Here is a 14,239-nt window from a genome sequence, read left to right on the forward strand (position 1 = left end):
TGTTCGATCATGTCAGCAGGCGGGCGCACCGACAGCACTGTTCAGCATCTCTTCCCGATCCGGCCAAGCAGATCTAAGTGGACCTTCACGGTCGCCCCGGCCGACACTGCGGACATGACCACCACCGCACCCCGCCCCCGTCCCGGCCCCTTCGGCCGCACGCTCTGCGCCATGATCACGCCGTTCACCGCCACCGGCGCACTGGACCTCGACACCGCGCGCGCCCACGCCGCGCACCTGGTGGCCGAGGGCTGCGACGGGCTGGTGCTCAGCGGGACCACCGGCGAGTCGCCGACCACCTCGGACGCGGAGAAGGCGGAGCTGCTGCGGGCCGTACGGGCGGAGGTCGGGGACGGGGTGCCGCTGGTCTCGGGCGTCGGCAGCGCGGACACCGCGCACGCGGTGCGGCTCGCGCGGGAGGCGGAAGAGGCGGGCGCGGACGGGCTGTTGGTGGTGCCGCCGTACTACAGCCGCCCGCAGCAGACCGCCGTCGAGGCGTACTTCCTGCGGGTCGCCGAGGCCACCGGCGTACCGCTGATGCTGTACGACATCCCCGGCCGCACCGGCGTCCGGATCGAACCGGAGACCCTGCTGCGGCTCGCGGACCACCCGCGGATCGTCGCGGTGAAGGACTGCGCGTACGACCTGCTCGGGTCGACGAAGGTGATCGCCCGCACCGGGCTGGCGCACTACTCGGGGTGCGAGGAGCTGAACCTCCCGCTGTACGCGCTCGGCGGCGCGGGCTACGTCTCCACCGTGGCCAACGTGGCCGCGCGCCGGATGCGGGCGCCGCTGGACGCGTTCGACGCGGGGCGCACGGGCGAGGCGGCCCGGCTCAACGGGCTGACCGTCCGCCTCACCGAGCTGATGATGGCGGGCGGCCTGCCCGGCACCGTCACCGCGAAGGCCCTGCTGGACGCGGGCCCGGTCCGGGAACCGCTGCAGCCCGCCGGCCGCGAGGCGGTCGACGGGCTGCGTGCGGCGTACGAGGAGCTTCTCGCGGCCCGCTGAGTCAGTTGTGGGCGTGCAGGACCTCGTTCAGCCCGCCCCACACCGCGTTGTTCGGGCGGGCCTCGACCGTGCCGGTGACCGAGTTGCGGCGGAAGAGGATGTTGGAGGCGCCGGAGAGCTCGCGGGCCTTGACGACCTGGCCGTCCGGCAGCGTGACCCGGGTGCCGGCCGTGACGTACAGCCCGGCCTCCACCACGCACTCGTCGCCGAGCGCGATGCCGACGCCGGCCTCCGCGCCGACCAGGCAGCGCTCGCCGATGACGATGCGGACGTTGCCGCCGCCGGAGAGGGTGCCCATGGTGGAGGCGCCGCCGCCGATGTCCGAGCCGTCGCCGACGACGACACCGGCGGAGATGCGGCCCTCGACCATGGAGGTGCCGAGCGTGCCCGCGTTGAAGTTGACGAAGCCCTCGTGCATGACGGTGGTCCCGGCGGCGAGGTGCGCGCCGAGCCGGACCCGGTCGGCGTCGGCGATGCGTACGCCCTTGGGGGCGACGTAGTCCGTCATGCGCGGGAACTTGTCGACCGAGGTCACCTGGAGGTGCAGCCCCTCGGCGCGGGCGTTGAGGCGGACCCGCTCCAGGTCGTCGACGGCGACCGGGCCGAGCGAGGTCCAGGCGACGTTGGCGAGCAGGCCGAAGAGGCCGTCCAGGTTCTGGCCGTGCGGCTGGACGAGCCGGTGCGAGAGCAGGTGCAGGCGCAGGTACGCGTCGTGCGCGTCGAGCGGCTTGTCCTCCAGCGAGGAGATGACCGTGGAGACGGCGACGACCTCGACCCCGCGACGGGCGTCCACGCCGATGGCCTTGGCGGCGCCCTCGCCCAGGCGGTTGACCGCCTCGTTGGGGGTGAGCCGCTGCGTACCGGCCGGGCCGGGCTCGGGCTTGAGCTCGGGGGCGGGGAACCAGGTGTCGAGGACGGTGCCGTCACCGGCGACGGTGGCGAGGCCGGCGGCGACGGCGCCGGTGGTACGGGAAGTGGCCTGGGAAGTCGTGTCGGTCATGGACAGAAACCTAACCGGCCGGAGCCCGCTCGGGCGAACCGGTCTCAGCCTCCGGCCGGTTCTCCGTGACCCGCACCGGCTCCACCGCCCGGGCAGCCTCACCTCCGCCCCTCCACCACCCGCGCCAGCATCTCGCGGGTGTAGGCGGCGTCGAAGGCGGAGCCGCTCAGCAGCACCTGGAGGCAGACGCCGTCCATCAGCGCGACCAGCGCCCGCGCGGTGGCCGGGTCGGTGCGGGTGGACAGCAGCTCGACCGCCGACGTGGCCCACTCGGCGGCGACGGGACGCAGGGCCGGTCGGCGCAGGGCGGCGAGGTACAGCTCGTACTCCAGCTCGATCGCGCCCCGCTCGCCCGCGAACCACTCCCCCAGCACCCGCGTCAGCTCATCGGCCAGCCCGGTACCGGAGGACGCCTCCCCGGCGCAGACCTCGCTGTCACGCAGCGCCTGCGCGAAGTTCTCGTTGGACCGGCGCAGGGCCGCCGTCAGCAGCTCGTCCAGCGAACCGAAGTGGTACGTGGTCGAGCCGAGCGGCACGTCCGCCTCGGCGGCCACGGTGCGGTGGCTGAGCCCGGCTATCCCGTCGGCCGCTATCACCCGCAGCGCCGCGTCGATGATCCGCGTCCGCCGGTCGGGGTCGTACCTGCGGGCCATCAGTGCGCGCCTCCCAGGTTGAGCACGACGACCCCGACGACGATCAGACCGACCCCCACGATCTTGACCAGGCTGGTGGACTCGCCAAGGAACAGGATGCCGATGAGGGCCACGGCCGCCGTGCCGACGCCGGCCCAGATCGCGTACGCGGTGCCGACGGAGAGGGTCTTGAGGGTCTGCGCGAGCAGGGTGAAGGCGATCAGATAGCCCACCGCCGTACCGATCGAGGGCCAGAGGCGGGTGAAGCCCTCGCTGTACTTCATGGCCGTCGTCCCGGCCACCTCCGCCGCGATCGCCGCGGCCAGCAGTCCGTATGCGTATCCCATGTGTACGACTGTACGCATCGTTGCGTACAGCTGTACATATCATCGGCCCACGTCGGGGGCGCTACGGTGTCCCGACCGATGACACGTGACAGGGCCCGGGACCACGGGCCGGCGGAGCTGAGCGGAGACGCAGTGGCGCAGGACGCAGGGTGGGGCGGTGGCCCGTACGGGGGCGCGCCCCACGGTGGGGGGCCCTTCCACGGGGGAGCGCAGGGACCAGGTGGCTGGAACGGCGGATGGGCGCCGCCCAGGCCGGGGGTGATACCCCTGGCGCCGCTGAGGGTCTCGGACATGCTCAGCGGCGCCTTCGCGACCATCGGGCGGTACTGGAAGCCGCTGATCGGCATGGCTCTGACGCTGTTCGGCGCGGCGACGCTCGTGATGGTCGTCGCCTTCGTGGTGGCCGCCTCCGCCGTGGCAAGCCAGTGGGACGAGCTGACGTCCGGCTCGTCCAGCTCCCCCGACGCCACCGAACTCGTCCCGCTCGCCGTGGCGTTCGGCGTATTGATGGCCATCGGCATGATCGTCTACCTGCTGGCGTCGGCCATGATGCAGGCGGCGGTCCCCGTCGTCCTCCAGGAAGCCGTCCTGGGCCGCCCGGTCAGCTTCGGGGAGGTCTGGAAGCGGGCGTGGGAGCGGGTCTGGTCGATCATCGGCACGGTGTTCCTGATGGGGCTGGTCATGCTCATCGGAATGGCGCCCCTCCTGGCCGCCTTCGCCGGGCTGATGGTCTACGCGGTCTCGCTGGGCGACGAGGACGGCGCGCTGCCACTGGCGCTGATCGGCTCCCTCGTCGGGCTGCTCCTGGCTCCGGCGGCGATATGGCTCTGGGTACGGCTCTGTCTGGCACCGACCGTCGTGGTCTTCGAGAACCAGCGCCCGTTGGCAGCCCTGCGTCGCTCGGCCCAGCTCGTGCGCGGCACGTGGTGGCGGGTCTTCGGTATCACGCTGCTCGGCTTCGGTCTTGCGGCCATGATCGGCTTCATGATCCAGATGCCGTTCCAGATGATCGGCATGCTGCCCGGCCTGTTCGACCCCGCGGACATGGGTTCCGAACCGAGCGACGGGGCGCTCATCGCCATGTTCGGCGGCCTGATGGTGCTGTCGTTCATCAGCCAGATGATCTCGCAGCTGATCACGATGGTCCTCCCGCCGCTGGTGACCGGCCTGCTCTACGTCGACCTCCGGATGCGTACGGAGAACCTGGGCCCGGTCCTGGCCGGGGCGGCGGGAGCGACGCTGCCCGAGCAGTACGGCCCGGCGCCGGCCACACCCGCGTAGGGCAAGGGCTCAGTCGGTCAGCTTCCGCTTCGGCCGCAGCACACAGAACTCGTTGCCCTCGGGGTCGGCCATCACCACGAAGGTGGCGTCCGGCCCCTGGCCGACGTCCACCCGCCGGGCGCCGAGCGCGAGGATCCGCTCGACCTCGGCGGCCTGGTCGTCGGGGGTCAGGTCGATGTGCAGCCGGTTCTTGACGGTCTTCTTCTCCGGCACGGGGAGGAAGCACATGCCCGGCAGCGCGGTCTCATGGGCGCCGATGACGATCTCGTGCTCGTCCTCGAAGAGCACCTGCCACTCCAGCACCGCGCTCCAGAAACGAGCCATGAGCGGCAGATCGTGGGCATCTACGGCGAGGTGGTACAGGGATACGGCCATGCCCGCCAGTATGACTGGCGGGCATGGCCGTATCCGTGCTGCTCGGGGCGCGTCAGACGTTGAACCCCAGCGCGCGCAGCTGCTCGCGGCCGTCGTCCGTGATCTTGTCCGGGCCCCACGGCGGCATCCAGACCCAGTTGATCCTAAGTTCGTTGACGATGCCGTCCGTGGCGGACTTCGCCTGGTCCTCGATGACGTCGGTCAGCGGGCAGGCCGCGGACGTCAGGGTCATGTCGAGGGTGGCGATGTTGGCGTCGTCGACGTGGATGCCGTAGATCAGGCCCAGGTTGACGACGTCGATACCCAGCTCGGGGTCGACGACGTCGTACAACGCCTCGCGGACCTCCTCCTCGGAGGCCGGCTTCATGGTCGCGGTCTCGTTCTCGCTCATGCGGTCTTCCCTTCGGACAGCGCCTTGGCCGTCGCGTCCTTCCACGCCATCCAGCTCAGCAGCGCGCACTTGACCCGGGCGGGGTACTTGGAGACGCCGGCGAACGCGACCGCGTCCTCCAGCACCTCCTCCATCGCGTCGTCCGGCTCCAGCTGGCCCTTGGACTGCATCAGCTCCAGGAAGGCGGCCTGGATCTTCTGCGCCTCGGCCAGCTCCTTGCCGACGAGCAGCTCGTTCAGCACGGAGGCGGAGGCCTGGCTGATGGAGCAGCCCTGGCCCTCGTAGCTGACGTCGGCGATGGTCTCGCCGTCGTACTTCACCCGGAGCGTGATCTCGTCACCGCACGTCGGATTGGTGTGGTGCACCTCGGCGTCGCCGTCCCGCAGGCCGCGCCCGTGGGGGTGCTTGTAGTGGTCCAGGATCACTTCCTGGTACATGGAATCGAGCTTCACCGTTCCACCCTCAGCCGAAGAAGTTCCGGACGTGCTCCAGCCCGTCCACCAGTGCGTCGACCTCGGCGGGCGTGGAGTACAGATAGAACGACGCTCGCGTCGTCGCGGGAATTCCGTACCGCAGGCAGACCGGGCGGGCGCAGTGGTGGCCGACCCGGACGCAGATGCCCAGCTCGTCGAGGACCTGGCCCACGTCGTGCGGGTGGATGTCGCCGAGCGTGAAGGAGATCGTCGCGCCGCGGTCCTCGGCCGTCGAGGGGCCGATGATCCGCAGGTCCGGGACCTCCAGGAGGCGCTTCACCGCGTACTCGGTGATCGCCTTCTCGTGCTGGTGGATCTTCTCCATGCCGATCGCGGAGAGGTAGTCCACGGCCGCGCCGAGACCGACGGCCTGCGCGATCGGGGGCGTACCGGCCTCGAACTTGTGCGGCGCCGGAGCGTAGGTGGACGAGTGCATCGACACGGTCTCGATCATCTCGCCACCCCCGAGGAACGGCGGCAGGTCCTCCAGGAGTTCCTGCCGTCCCCAGAGCACGCCGATACCGGTCGGGCCGACCATCTTGTGGCCGGTGAAGGCCACGAAGTCGGCCTGGAGCGCCTGCACGTCCAGCACCATGTGCGGGGCCGCCTGCGAGGCGTCGATGCAGACCAGCGCACCGACCTGCTGGGCGCGGCGGATGATCTGCTCGACCGGGTTGACGGTGCCCAGGATGTTGGAGACCAGCGTGAAGGAGACGATCTTCGTCTTCTCGGTGATGATCTCGTCGATGTTCGACAGGTCGAGCCGGCCGTCGTCGGTGATGCCGAACCACTTCAGCTTCGCGCCGGTGCGCTGCGCGAGCAGCTGCCACGGCACGATGTTGGAGTGGTGCTCCATCTCCGTGGTGACGATCTCGGTGTCGCGGTCCACCCGATAGGGCTCGTCGGCCCAACCGAGCATGTTGGCCACGAGGTTGAGCGACTCCGAGGCGTTCTTGGTGAAGATCACCTCGTCGCGGCTCGGCGCGTTGATGAAGGCCGCGACCTTGTCACGGGCGCCTTCGTACAGCGCGGTGGCCTCCTCGGCGACCGTGTAGACGCCTCGGTGCACGTTCGCGTTGTGGCGCTCGTAGTACGTGTTGAGCGCGTCGAGGACCTGGCGCGGCTTCTGCGAGGTCGCCGCGGAGTCCAGGTAAACGATCTTCTTGCCGTCGTGGACCGTGCGGTCCAGGATCGGGAAGTCCTTGCGGATCGCCTCGGTGTCGAGGAGGCCGGTGAGCCCCTGTCGGGCGTCAGTCACGCGGAAGCGCCACCCTTCGTGTATGCCTCGTAGCCCTCGTTCTCCAGCTGGTCGGCCAGCTCGGCGCCGCCGGAGGCCGCGATCCGGCCGTTGGCGAAGACGTGCACGAAGTCGGGCTGGATGTACTTCAGGATGCGGGTGTAGTGCGTGATCAGCAGCGTGCCGACCTCGCCGGTCGCACGGACCCGGTTGACACCCTCGGAGACGGTCTTGAGCGCGTCGACGTCCAGGCCGGAGTCGGTCTCGTCCAGGACGGCGATCTTCGGCTTGAGGAGCTCCAGCTGAAGGATCTCGTGGCGCTTCTTCTCACCGCCGGAGAAGCCCTCGTTGACGTTGCGCTCGGCGAAGGACGGGTCCATCTGGAGCCCGGCCATCGTCTCCTTGACCTCCTTGACCCACGTACGCAGCTTGGGGGCCTCGCCGCGGACGGCGGTGGCGGAGGTGCGCAGGAAGTTGGAGACCGAGACACCGGGGATCTCGACGGGGTACTGCATGGCGAGGAAGAGGCCGGCGCGGGCGCGCTCGTCGACGGACATCTCCAGGACGTCCTCGCCGTCCAGGGTGACCGTACCGCCGGTGATCGTGTACTTGGGGTGACCCGCCAGCGAGTACGCGAGGGTGGACTTGCCGGACCCGTTGGGGCCCATGATGGCGTGGGTCTCGCCCTGCTTCACGGTCAGGTCGACGCCCTTGAGGATCGCCTTCGTGGCGTTGTCGGCCTCGACGGAGACGTGCAGGTCGCGGATTTCAAGCGTTGCCATGGGTGACTCAGGACTCCTGGGTGACGGAGACGAGCACATCGTCCCCTTCGATCTTTACGGGGTATACGGGGACGGGGCGCGTCGCGGGAAGGCCGGACGGCTTGCCGGTACGGAGGTCGAACGACGAGCCGTGCAGCCAGCACTCGATCGCACAGTCCTCCACCTCGCCCTCCGAGAGCGACACGTTCGCGTGCGAGCAGATGTCGTTGATCGCGAACACCTCGCCCTCGGTGCGGACGACGGAGACCGGTGTGCCGTCGAGCTCGACCCGCTTCGGGGTGTCGTCCTCCAGCTCACTGAGCGCGCACGCCTTGACGAAGGTCATCAGACCGACGCCTTCAGCTCGGCCTCGATCTTGTCGAGCAGCCGCTGCTCCACGTCCGGCAGGCCGATCTGCTGGACCAGCTCGGCGAAGAAGCCGCGCACGACCAGACGGCGGGCCTCCTCGGCCGGGATGCCGCGGGACTGGAGGTAGAAGAGCTGCTCGTCGTCGAAGCGGCCGGTCGCCGAGGCGTGGCCGGCGCCGACGATCTCGCCGGTCTCGATCTCCAGGTTGGGTACGGAGTCGACCCGGGCGCCGTCGGTGAGGACGAGGTTCCGGTTCATCTCGTAGGTGTCGGTGCCCTCGGCCGCGGCCTGGATGAGGACGTCCCCGATCCAGACGGCGTGGGCGCCGTCGCCCTGGAGCGCGCCCTTGTACACCGCGTTGGACTTGCAGTGCGGGGTGTTGTGGTCGACCAGGAGGCGGTGCTCCTGGTGCTGGCCCTTGTCGGTGAAGTACAGGCCGAAGAGCTCCGCCTCGCCGCCGGGCGCCGCGTAGGCGACCCGCGGGTGCAGCCGGACGAGGTCGCCGCCGAAGGTGACGACGATCGACTTGAAGGAGGCGTCCCGGCCGACCAGCGCGTTGTGCTGGCCGACGTGGACGGCCGTGTCGTCCCAGTCCTGGACGGAGACGACGGTCAGCTTGGCGCCGTCACCGAGGACGTAGTCGACGTTGGCGGCGAGCACCGCGTCACCGGTGTGGTCGATGACCACGACGGCCTCGGCGAAGGCCTTCAGCTCGATGAGCTGGTGACCGTAGGCGATGCCGCCCTCGCCGTGCACGGCGATCCGGATCGGCTCCGTGAGCACGGCCTCCTTGGCGACCGTGACGACCGAGGCCTGCTCGAAGGAGGAGTACGCCTGGGCGGCGACCCGGTCCACCGGCGTACCGGCCTTGCCGAGCCGCGCGTCGTCGCGGCCGACGGTCTCGACCGTGACGCCGTCGGGCGCCTCGATCGCGACCTTCACGCCGCCGCCCGTGGCGACGGCGGTGCCGTCGTGCAGCCCGCGCAGCCGCTCCAGCGGCGTGAAGCGCCACTCCTCCTCGCGACCGTGCGGGACGGGGAAGTCCGCGACGTCGAAGGACGGGGGTGCGCTCATGCGCGTGGCGACGGTCGACTCCGCGGCCACCGCGATGGAGCCGGCGGTGGTGGAGCCCACCGGAGTGTTCTGAGCCTCAGCCATGGCTGTCGTAGTGCTCGCTTTCTCAGTCAAGAAGGGGGGTGGTTCGGTGGGGTGCGGGGGCGGCCGCGAGGGCCGCCCCACAGGATCCTCGTACGAGGTCCTAGCCGACCGAACCCTCCATCTGCAGCTCGATCAGCCGGTTGAGCTCCAGGGCGTACTCCATGGGCAGCTCCTTCGCGATCGGCTCGACGAAGCCGCGCACGATCATCGCCATGGCCTCGAACTCGGTGAGTCCGCGGCTCATGAGGTAGAAGAGCTGGTCCTCGGAGACCTTGGAGACGGTCGCCTCGTGGCCCATCGACACGTCGTCCTCACGGACGTCGACGTAGGGGTAGGTGTCCGAGCGGGAGATCGTGTCGACGAGGAGAGCGTCGCAGAGGACGTTGGACTTCGCGCCCGGCGCGCCCTCGCCGATCTCGATCAGTCCGCGGTAGGACGTACGGCCGCCGCCTCGCGCCACCGACTTGGAGACGATGTTCGAGGAGGTGTTCGGCGCCATGTGGACCATCTTGGCGCCGGCGTCCTGGTGCTGGCCCTCGCCCGCGAAGGCGATGGAGAGGGTCTCGCCCTTGGCGTGCTCGCCCATCAGGTAGATGGCCGGGTACTTCATGGTCACCTTGGAGCCGATGTTGCCGTCGACCCACTCCATGGTCGCGCCCTCGTAGGCCACGGCCCGCTTGGTGACCAGGTTGTAGACGTTGTTCGACCAGTTCTGGATGGTCGTGTAGCGGCAGCGGCCGCCCTTCTTCACGATGATCTCGACCACGGCGCTGTGCAGCGAGTCCGAGGAGTAGATCGGGGCGGTGCAGCCCTCGACGTAGTGGACGTAGGCGTCCTCGTCGACGATGATCAGCGTCCGCTCGAACTGGCCCATGTTCTCCGTGTTGATACGGAAGTAGGCCTGGAGCGGGATCTCGACGTGGACGCCCTTGGGCACGTAGATGAACGAGCCGCCGGACCACACGGCCGAGTTCAGCGAGGCGAACTTGTTGTCACCGACGGGGATGACGGTGCCGAAGTACTCCTTGAAGAGCTCCGGGTGCTCCTTCAGCGCGGTGTCGGTGTCCATGAAGATGACACCCTGCGCCTCCAGCTCCTCGTTGATCTGGTGGTAGACGACCTCGGACTCGTACTGCGCGGCGACACCGGCGACGAGGCGCTGCTTCTCCGCCTCCGGGATGCCGAGCTTGTCGTACGTGTTCTTGATGTCCTCGGGCAGCTCCTCCCAGGAGGCCGCCTGCTTTTCCGTGGACCGCACGAAGTACTTGATGTTGTCGAAGTCGATGCCCGACAGGTCGGAGCCCCAGTTCGGCATGGGCTTCTTGTCGAAGAGCTTGAGGCCCTTGAGCCGCAGCTTCAGCATCCACTCGGGCTCGTTCTTCTTCTCCGAGATGTCGCGGACGACAGCCTCGGAGAGGCCGCGCTTCGCCGCCGCGCCTGCCGCGTCGGAGTCGGCCCAGCCGAATTCGTACGTACCCAGACCCTCGAGCTCAGGGTGGGCAGTCTCCGTGGGGAGCGTCATGCGGGGTTCCTCCCGGCCGTGCTTGCAGATGCTGAATGGGTGGTCTGTGGGGGTGCTGTCTGACCGCTGCGCGGCACATAGGTCGTGCACACGCCGTCGCCGTGGGCGAGGGTGGCCAGACGCTGCACATGGGTCCCGAGGAGGCTGGAGAAGAATTCCGTCTCCGCCTCGCACAGCTGTGGGAACTGCTCGGCGACATGCGCCACCGGGCAGTGGTGCTGGCACAGCTGCTCGCCCTGCTGCGGGCCCGGCGCGCTGCGCGCCGTAGCAGCGTACCCGTCGGCGCTCAGGGCCCTGGCGAGGGCCTCCGTGCGCTCGGAGGGCTCCGCGGCCTCGACCGCGGCGCGGTACGCCTCGCCCATCGCCGCCATCCGGGCGCGGGCGAAGGCGGTGACCGCCTCGTCCCCGCCGGACTCGGCGATGAACCGCAGCGCGTCCGCGGCCAGCTTGTCGTAGGACTGGTCGAAGGCGTCCCGGCCGCAGTCGGTCAGGGCGAACACCTTGGCGGGCCTGCCGCGGGTCCGCGCCCCGTAGACCCGCTGTTCACGGGCTTCGACGACATCGTCGGAGACGAGGGCGTCCAGGTGGCGGCGGACGGCGGCCTGGGTGAGGCCGACGCGCTGGGCGAGGTCGGCGGCGGTGGACGGGCCGTGGTCCAGGATGGAGCGCGCGACCCGGTTGCGCGTCGAGCGCTCACCGGTCGCGAGTTCCTCCTGAGGAGCCCCACCGTCGTATTTCACAACACCATTGTTGCGTAATTCATTCGGCCATGACAACCACGGTCCGGAACGATCTACGGTGTGGTTCGTCACTTAGGGTTACCTAATCTGGCCCCGGGACCGGGCCGCCGCCGGGCCCTGCCTAAACTTCCCTGCCATGGAGAACGAGCCCGTCGTACAGGTCACCGGCCTGGTGAAGCGGTACGGCACGAAGACCGCGGTGAACGGCCTCGATCTGGTCGTGGCGTCGGGCGCGGTGACCGCCGTGCTCGGCCCGAACGGCGCCGGCAAGACCACCACGATCGAGACCTGCGAGGGCTACCGCCGCCCCGACGCCGGCACCGTACGCGTCCTCGGACTCGACCCGGTCGCCGACGCGGAGCGGCTGCGCCCCAGGATCGGGGTCATGCTCCAGTCCGGCGGCGTCTACTCCGGCGCCCGCGCCGAGGAGATGCTCCGCCACATGGCCAGGCTCCACGCCCACCCGCTGGACGTCGACGCCCTGATCGAGCGCCTCGGCCTCGGCTCCTGCGGCCGCACCACCTACCGCCGGCTCTCCGGCGGCCAGCAGCAGCGCCTCGCCCTGGCCCTCGCGGTCGTCGGCCGGCCCGAGCTGGTCTTCCTGGACGAACCGACCGCCGGGCTCGACCCGCAGGCCCGCCGCTCCACCTGGGACCTGGTGCGCGAGCTGCGCGCCGACGGGGTCTCCGTGGTGCTGACCACCCACTTCATGGACGAGGCCGAGGCGCTCGCCGACGACGTCGCGATCATCGACGCGGGCCGGGTCATCGCCCAGGGCTCCCCCGAACAGCTCTGCCGCGGCGGCGCGGAGAACACCCTGCGCTTCACCGGGCGTACGGGGCTCGACCTCGGCTCCCTGGTCAAGGCGCTGCCCGACGGCTCCGAGGCCGCGGAGCCGCTCCCGGGGACGTACCGCATCACCGGGACCATCGACCCGCAGCTGCTCGCCACCGTCACCTCCTGGTGCGCGCAGCACGGCGTGATGCCCGACGGCATCTCGGTGGAGCGGCACACCCTGGAGGACGTCTTCCTCGAACTGACCGGCAAGGAGCTGCGCGCATGAGCGCCGGTACGTACACCCCGCGCCCCGGCGCCGCCCCGCTCCCCCGGATGATCGCCGCGCAGACCGCGCTGGAGACCCGGATGCTGCTGCGCAACGGGGAGCAGCTGCTGCTGACGGTGATCATCCCGACGCTGCTGCTGGTCCTGTTCAGCGCGGTGGACATCGTCGACACCGGCCCGGGCGCGTCGGTCGACTTCCTGGCGCCGGGCATCCTCGCGCTCGCGGTGATGTCGACGGCCTTCACCGGCCAGGCCATCGCCACCGGCTTCGAACGCCGTTACGGGGTCCTGAAGCGGCTCGGGGCCTCTCCGCTGCCGCGCTGGGCGCTGATGACGGCGAAGACGCTGTCGGTGCTGGTCACCGAGGTGCTCCAGGTGCTGCTGCTGACGGCGATCGCCTTCGCGCTGGGCTGGTCGCCGCAGGGCAGCCCGCTCTCCGTACTGCTGCTGCTGCTGGTGCTGGGGACCGCCGCGTTCTCGGGGCTCGGGCTGCTGATGGCCGGGACGCTGAAGGCGGAGGCGACGCTGGCCGCCGCCAACCTGGTCTTCCTGCTGCTGCTGGTCGGCGGCGGGGTCATCGTGCCGCTGGACAAGTTCCCGGACGCGGTGCAGTCCGTGCTGGGTCTGCTGCCCGTCTCGGCACTCTCCGAGGGGCTGCGGGACGTCCTCCAGCACGGCGCGTCGATGCCGTGGGCGCAGGCCGGGATCCTGGCGGTGTGGGCGGTGCTGGGGCTGGGCGCGGCGGCGAGGTTCTTCCGCTGGGAGTAGCCCCGGCAGCAGGGATCTTCACGGGCAAGCCGCCACGAACCACCCCTCGTGAAATCATGCACAAGCCACGTCCTACGATGGTCCGCGTGGAAACCCCCATCACTGCCATCGCCAAGCGCTGGACGCCGTCCACCAAGATGGTGAAGCGCGCCGCGCTCTCCGCCATCCTGATGAGCGTCTTCATCATCGTGACCGGCGGTGCCGTCCGGCTGACCGGTTCGGGCCTCGGCTGCGACACCTGGCCCAAGTGCACCGACGACAGCCTCTTCGCCACGCCCGCGCAAGGCATGCACGGTGCGATCGAGTTCGGCAACCGGCTGCTGACGTACGTCCTGTCGGCCGCCGTCGGCTGGGCGATCATCGCCGTCAGTTCGATGAAGCCGCGCCGCCGGAAGGTGACCCGGCTGGCCTGGTCGCAGTTCTGGATCGTGCTCGGCAACGCCATCCTCGGCGGGATCACGGTCTGGGCGGGACTCAACCCGTGGACGGTGGCCGGGCACTTCCTGCTGGCCAATGCGCTGCTCGCGGTCGCCGTTATCACCTGGGTCCGGATCGGCGAAGGCGACGGCCCGGTCCGCCCCCGCGCACCCCTGCCCGTACGCCGGCTCTCCTGGGCCATCCTGGCGACCACCGTGGTCCTCATCGTGCTCGGCACCACGGTGACCGGTTCCGGCAAGCACGCGGGCGACAGCAGCGACGTACCGCGGATGCCGTGGGACTGGTCGGCCGCCGCACACATCCACGCCATCGCCGCCTGGGTGGTCTGCGCGCTCGCCATCGCGATGTGGCTGGCCCTGCGGGTGGTCGACGCCCCCGCCGACACCCGGGCGCGCGCCCGCGACCTGCTGGTCGTGCTGCTCGCCCAGGGCGCGATCGGATACGTCCAGTACTTCACCGACGTCCCCGAGATCCTGGTCGGCGTCCACATGTTCGGCTCGGCCATCATGTGGATCGCCGTGGTCCGCCTGGTGATGAGCATGCGCGAGCGCGGCGACGTCGAGCCGGCCACGCTGCCGGGCCCGTCCGCCTCCGCCGAGCAGCGGGAGTCGCAGGCGGTCTGAGAGACCCCGCATACGGAGAAGGGGCGGCGGGCCTGTGCCCGCCGCCCCTTC

At 70.1% G+C, this 14,239-nt stretch carries 17 protein-coding genes; 5 read left to right on the forward strand and 12 right to left on the reverse strand.

What is annotated here, in order from left to right:
- The first annotated feature begins 114 nt into the window (after positions 1 to 114).
- Positions 115 to 1,011: a 4-hydroxy-tetrahydrodipicolinate synthase gene (dapA, locus tag ACIRR8_RS27850; RefSeq protein WP_404069919.1), complete on the forward strand. Its 897-nt coding sequence runs from the start codon at positions 115 to 117 to the stop codon at positions 1,009 to 1,011.
- Position 1,012: 1 nt separating this feature from the next.
- Here the strand turns inward: dapA and dapD are convergent, their stop codons facing one another.
- The 3 genes from dapD to ACIRR8_RS27865 form a co-directional block, all read right to left on the reverse strand.
- Positions 1,013 to 2,011: a 2,3,4,5-tetrahydropyridine-2,6-dicarboxylate N-succinyltransferase gene (gene dapD / locus ACIRR8_RS27855; protein ID WP_404069921.1), complete on the reverse strand. Its 999-nt coding sequence runs from the start codon at positions 2,009 to 2,011 to the stop codon at positions 1,013 to 1,015.
- 98 nt (positions 2,012 to 2,109) lie between these two features.
- Positions 2,110 to 2,664 carry a TetR/AcrR family transcriptional regulator gene (locus ACIRR8_RS27860; protein WP_404069923.1) on the reverse strand — a complete coding sequence of 185 codons (555 nt, stop codon included), beginning with the start codon at positions 2,662 to 2,664 and terminating at the stop codon, positions 2,110 to 2,112.
- Entirely contained in the window at positions 2,664 to 2,990 is a 327-nt protein-coding gene (locus ACIRR8_RS27865) for a DMT family transporter (protein ID WP_404069925.1), read from the reverse strand. The genes ACIRR8_RS27860 and ACIRR8_RS27865 overlap by 1 nt, the downstream gene beginning before the upstream one ends.
- A 291-nt stretch (positions 2,991 to 3,281) precedes the next feature.
- Between ACIRR8_RS27865 and ACIRR8_RS27870 the strand changes: the two genes are divergently transcribed.
- The gene (locus tag ACIRR8_RS27870; RefSeq protein WP_404069927.1) at positions 3,282 to 4,271 is read left to right on the forward strand and encodes a hypothetical protein; all 990 of its coding nucleotides are present in this window, start codon (positions 3,282 to 3,284) and stop codon (positions 4,269 to 4,271) included.
- 9 nt (positions 4,272 to 4,280) lie between these two features.
- Here the strand turns inward: ACIRR8_RS27870 and ACIRR8_RS27875 are convergent, their stop codons facing one another.
- The 9 genes from ACIRR8_RS27875 to ACIRR8_RS27915 all read right to left on the reverse strand — a co-directional run bounded on the left by ACIRR8_RS27875 (position 4,281) and on the right by ACIRR8_RS27915 (position 11,297).
- A complete protein-coding gene (locus ACIRR8_RS27875; protein WP_404069929.1) occupies positions 4,281 to 4,646 on the reverse strand; it encodes a VOC family protein in 366 nt (121 codons plus the stop codon).
- A 52-nt stretch (positions 4,647 to 4,698) separates the two neighbouring features.
- Positions 4,699 to 5,037 (reverse strand): metal-sulfur cluster assembly factor, encoded by a 339-nt coding sequence (locus tag ACIRR8_RS27880; protein ID WP_015607822.1) that lies wholly within the window; start codon positions 5,035 to 5,037, stop codon positions 4,699 to 4,701.
- Positions 5,034 to 5,489, reverse strand: a complete 456-nt coding sequence (gene sufU / locus ACIRR8_RS27885; protein ID WP_355867492.1) for a Fe-S cluster assembly sulfur transfer protein SufU — start codon at positions 5,487 to 5,489, stop codon at positions 5,034 to 5,036. Before sufU ends, ACIRR8_RS27880 begins: the two co-directional genes overlap by 4 nt.
- A gap of 10 nt (positions 5,490 to 5,499) precedes the next feature.
- On the reverse strand, positions 5,500 to 6,768 hold the full coding sequence (locus ACIRR8_RS27890; RefSeq protein ID WP_404069931.1) for a cysteine desulfurase: 1,269 nt from the start codon (positions 6,766 to 6,768) through the stop codon (positions 5,500 to 5,502).
- Positions 6,765 to 7,529, reverse strand: coding sequence for a Fe-S cluster assembly ATPase SufC (gene sufC / locus ACIRR8_RS27895; protein ID WP_084745288.1), 765 nt, complete (start codon positions 7,527 to 7,529; stop codon positions 6,765 to 6,767). Before sufC ends, ACIRR8_RS27890 begins: the two co-directional genes overlap by 4 nt.
- A gap of 7 nt (positions 7,530 to 7,536) precedes the next feature.
- The gene (locus ACIRR8_RS27900; RefSeq protein ID WP_031125577.1) at positions 7,537 to 7,854 is read right to left on the reverse strand and encodes a bifunctional 3-phenylpropionate/cinnamic acid dioxygenase ferredoxin subunit; all 318 of its coding nucleotides are present in this window, start codon (positions 7,852 to 7,854) and stop codon (positions 7,537 to 7,539) included.
- The gene (gene sufD, locus ACIRR8_RS27905; RefSeq protein ID WP_404069934.1) at positions 7,854 to 9,035 is read right to left on the reverse strand and encodes a Fe-S cluster assembly protein SufD; all 1,182 of its coding nucleotides are present in this window, start codon (positions 9,033 to 9,035) and stop codon (positions 7,854 to 7,856) included. Before sufD ends, ACIRR8_RS27900 begins: the two co-directional genes overlap by 1 nt.
- A 100-nt stretch (positions 9,036 to 9,135) precedes the next feature.
- Positions 9,136 to 10,557, reverse strand: coding sequence for a Fe-S cluster assembly protein SufB (gene sufB, locus ACIRR8_RS27910; protein ID WP_356376931.1), 1,422 nt, complete (start codon positions 10,555 to 10,557; stop codon positions 9,136 to 9,138).
- The gene (locus ACIRR8_RS27915) at positions 10,554 to 11,297 is read right to left on the reverse strand and encodes a helix-turn-helix transcriptional regulator (RefSeq protein WP_404069936.1); all 744 of its coding nucleotides are present in this window, start codon (positions 11,295 to 11,297) and stop codon (positions 10,554 to 10,556) included. Before ACIRR8_RS27915 ends, sufB begins: the two co-directional genes overlap by 4 nt.
- Before the next feature lie 136 nt (positions 11,298 to 11,433).
- Here ACIRR8_RS27915 and ACIRR8_RS27920 point away from each other — a divergent pair, with 136 nt between their 5' ends.
- The 3 genes from ACIRR8_RS27920 to ACIRR8_RS27930 all read left to right on the forward strand — a co-directional run bounded on the left by ACIRR8_RS27920 (position 11,434) and on the right by ACIRR8_RS27930 (position 14,188).
- Positions 11,434 to 12,360 (forward strand): ABC transporter ATP-binding protein, encoded by a 927-nt coding sequence (locus tag ACIRR8_RS27920; RefSeq protein ID WP_404069938.1) that lies wholly within the window; start codon positions 11,434 to 11,436, stop codon positions 12,358 to 12,360.
- Positions 12,357 to 13,127: an ABC transporter permease gene (locus tag ACIRR8_RS27925; RefSeq protein WP_404069940.1), complete on the forward strand. Its 771-nt coding sequence runs from the start codon at positions 12,357 to 12,359 to the stop codon at positions 13,125 to 13,127. Before ACIRR8_RS27920 ends, ACIRR8_RS27925 begins: the two co-directional genes overlap by 4 nt.
- A 77-nt stretch (positions 13,128 to 13,204) precedes the next feature.
- On the forward strand, positions 13,205 to 14,188 hold the full coding sequence (locus ACIRR8_RS27930; RefSeq protein ID WP_404069942.1) for a heme A synthase: 984 nt from the start codon (positions 13,205 to 13,207) through the stop codon (positions 14,186 to 14,188).
- The last annotated feature ends 51 nt before the right edge of the window (positions 14,189 to 14,239 follow it).

Origin of the sequence: Streptomyces sp. NPDC101178 (assembly GCF_044767965.1) — a bacterium.
Taxonomy (GTDB): domain Bacteria; phylum Actinomycetota; class Actinomycetes; order Streptomycetales; family Streptomycetaceae; genus Streptomyces.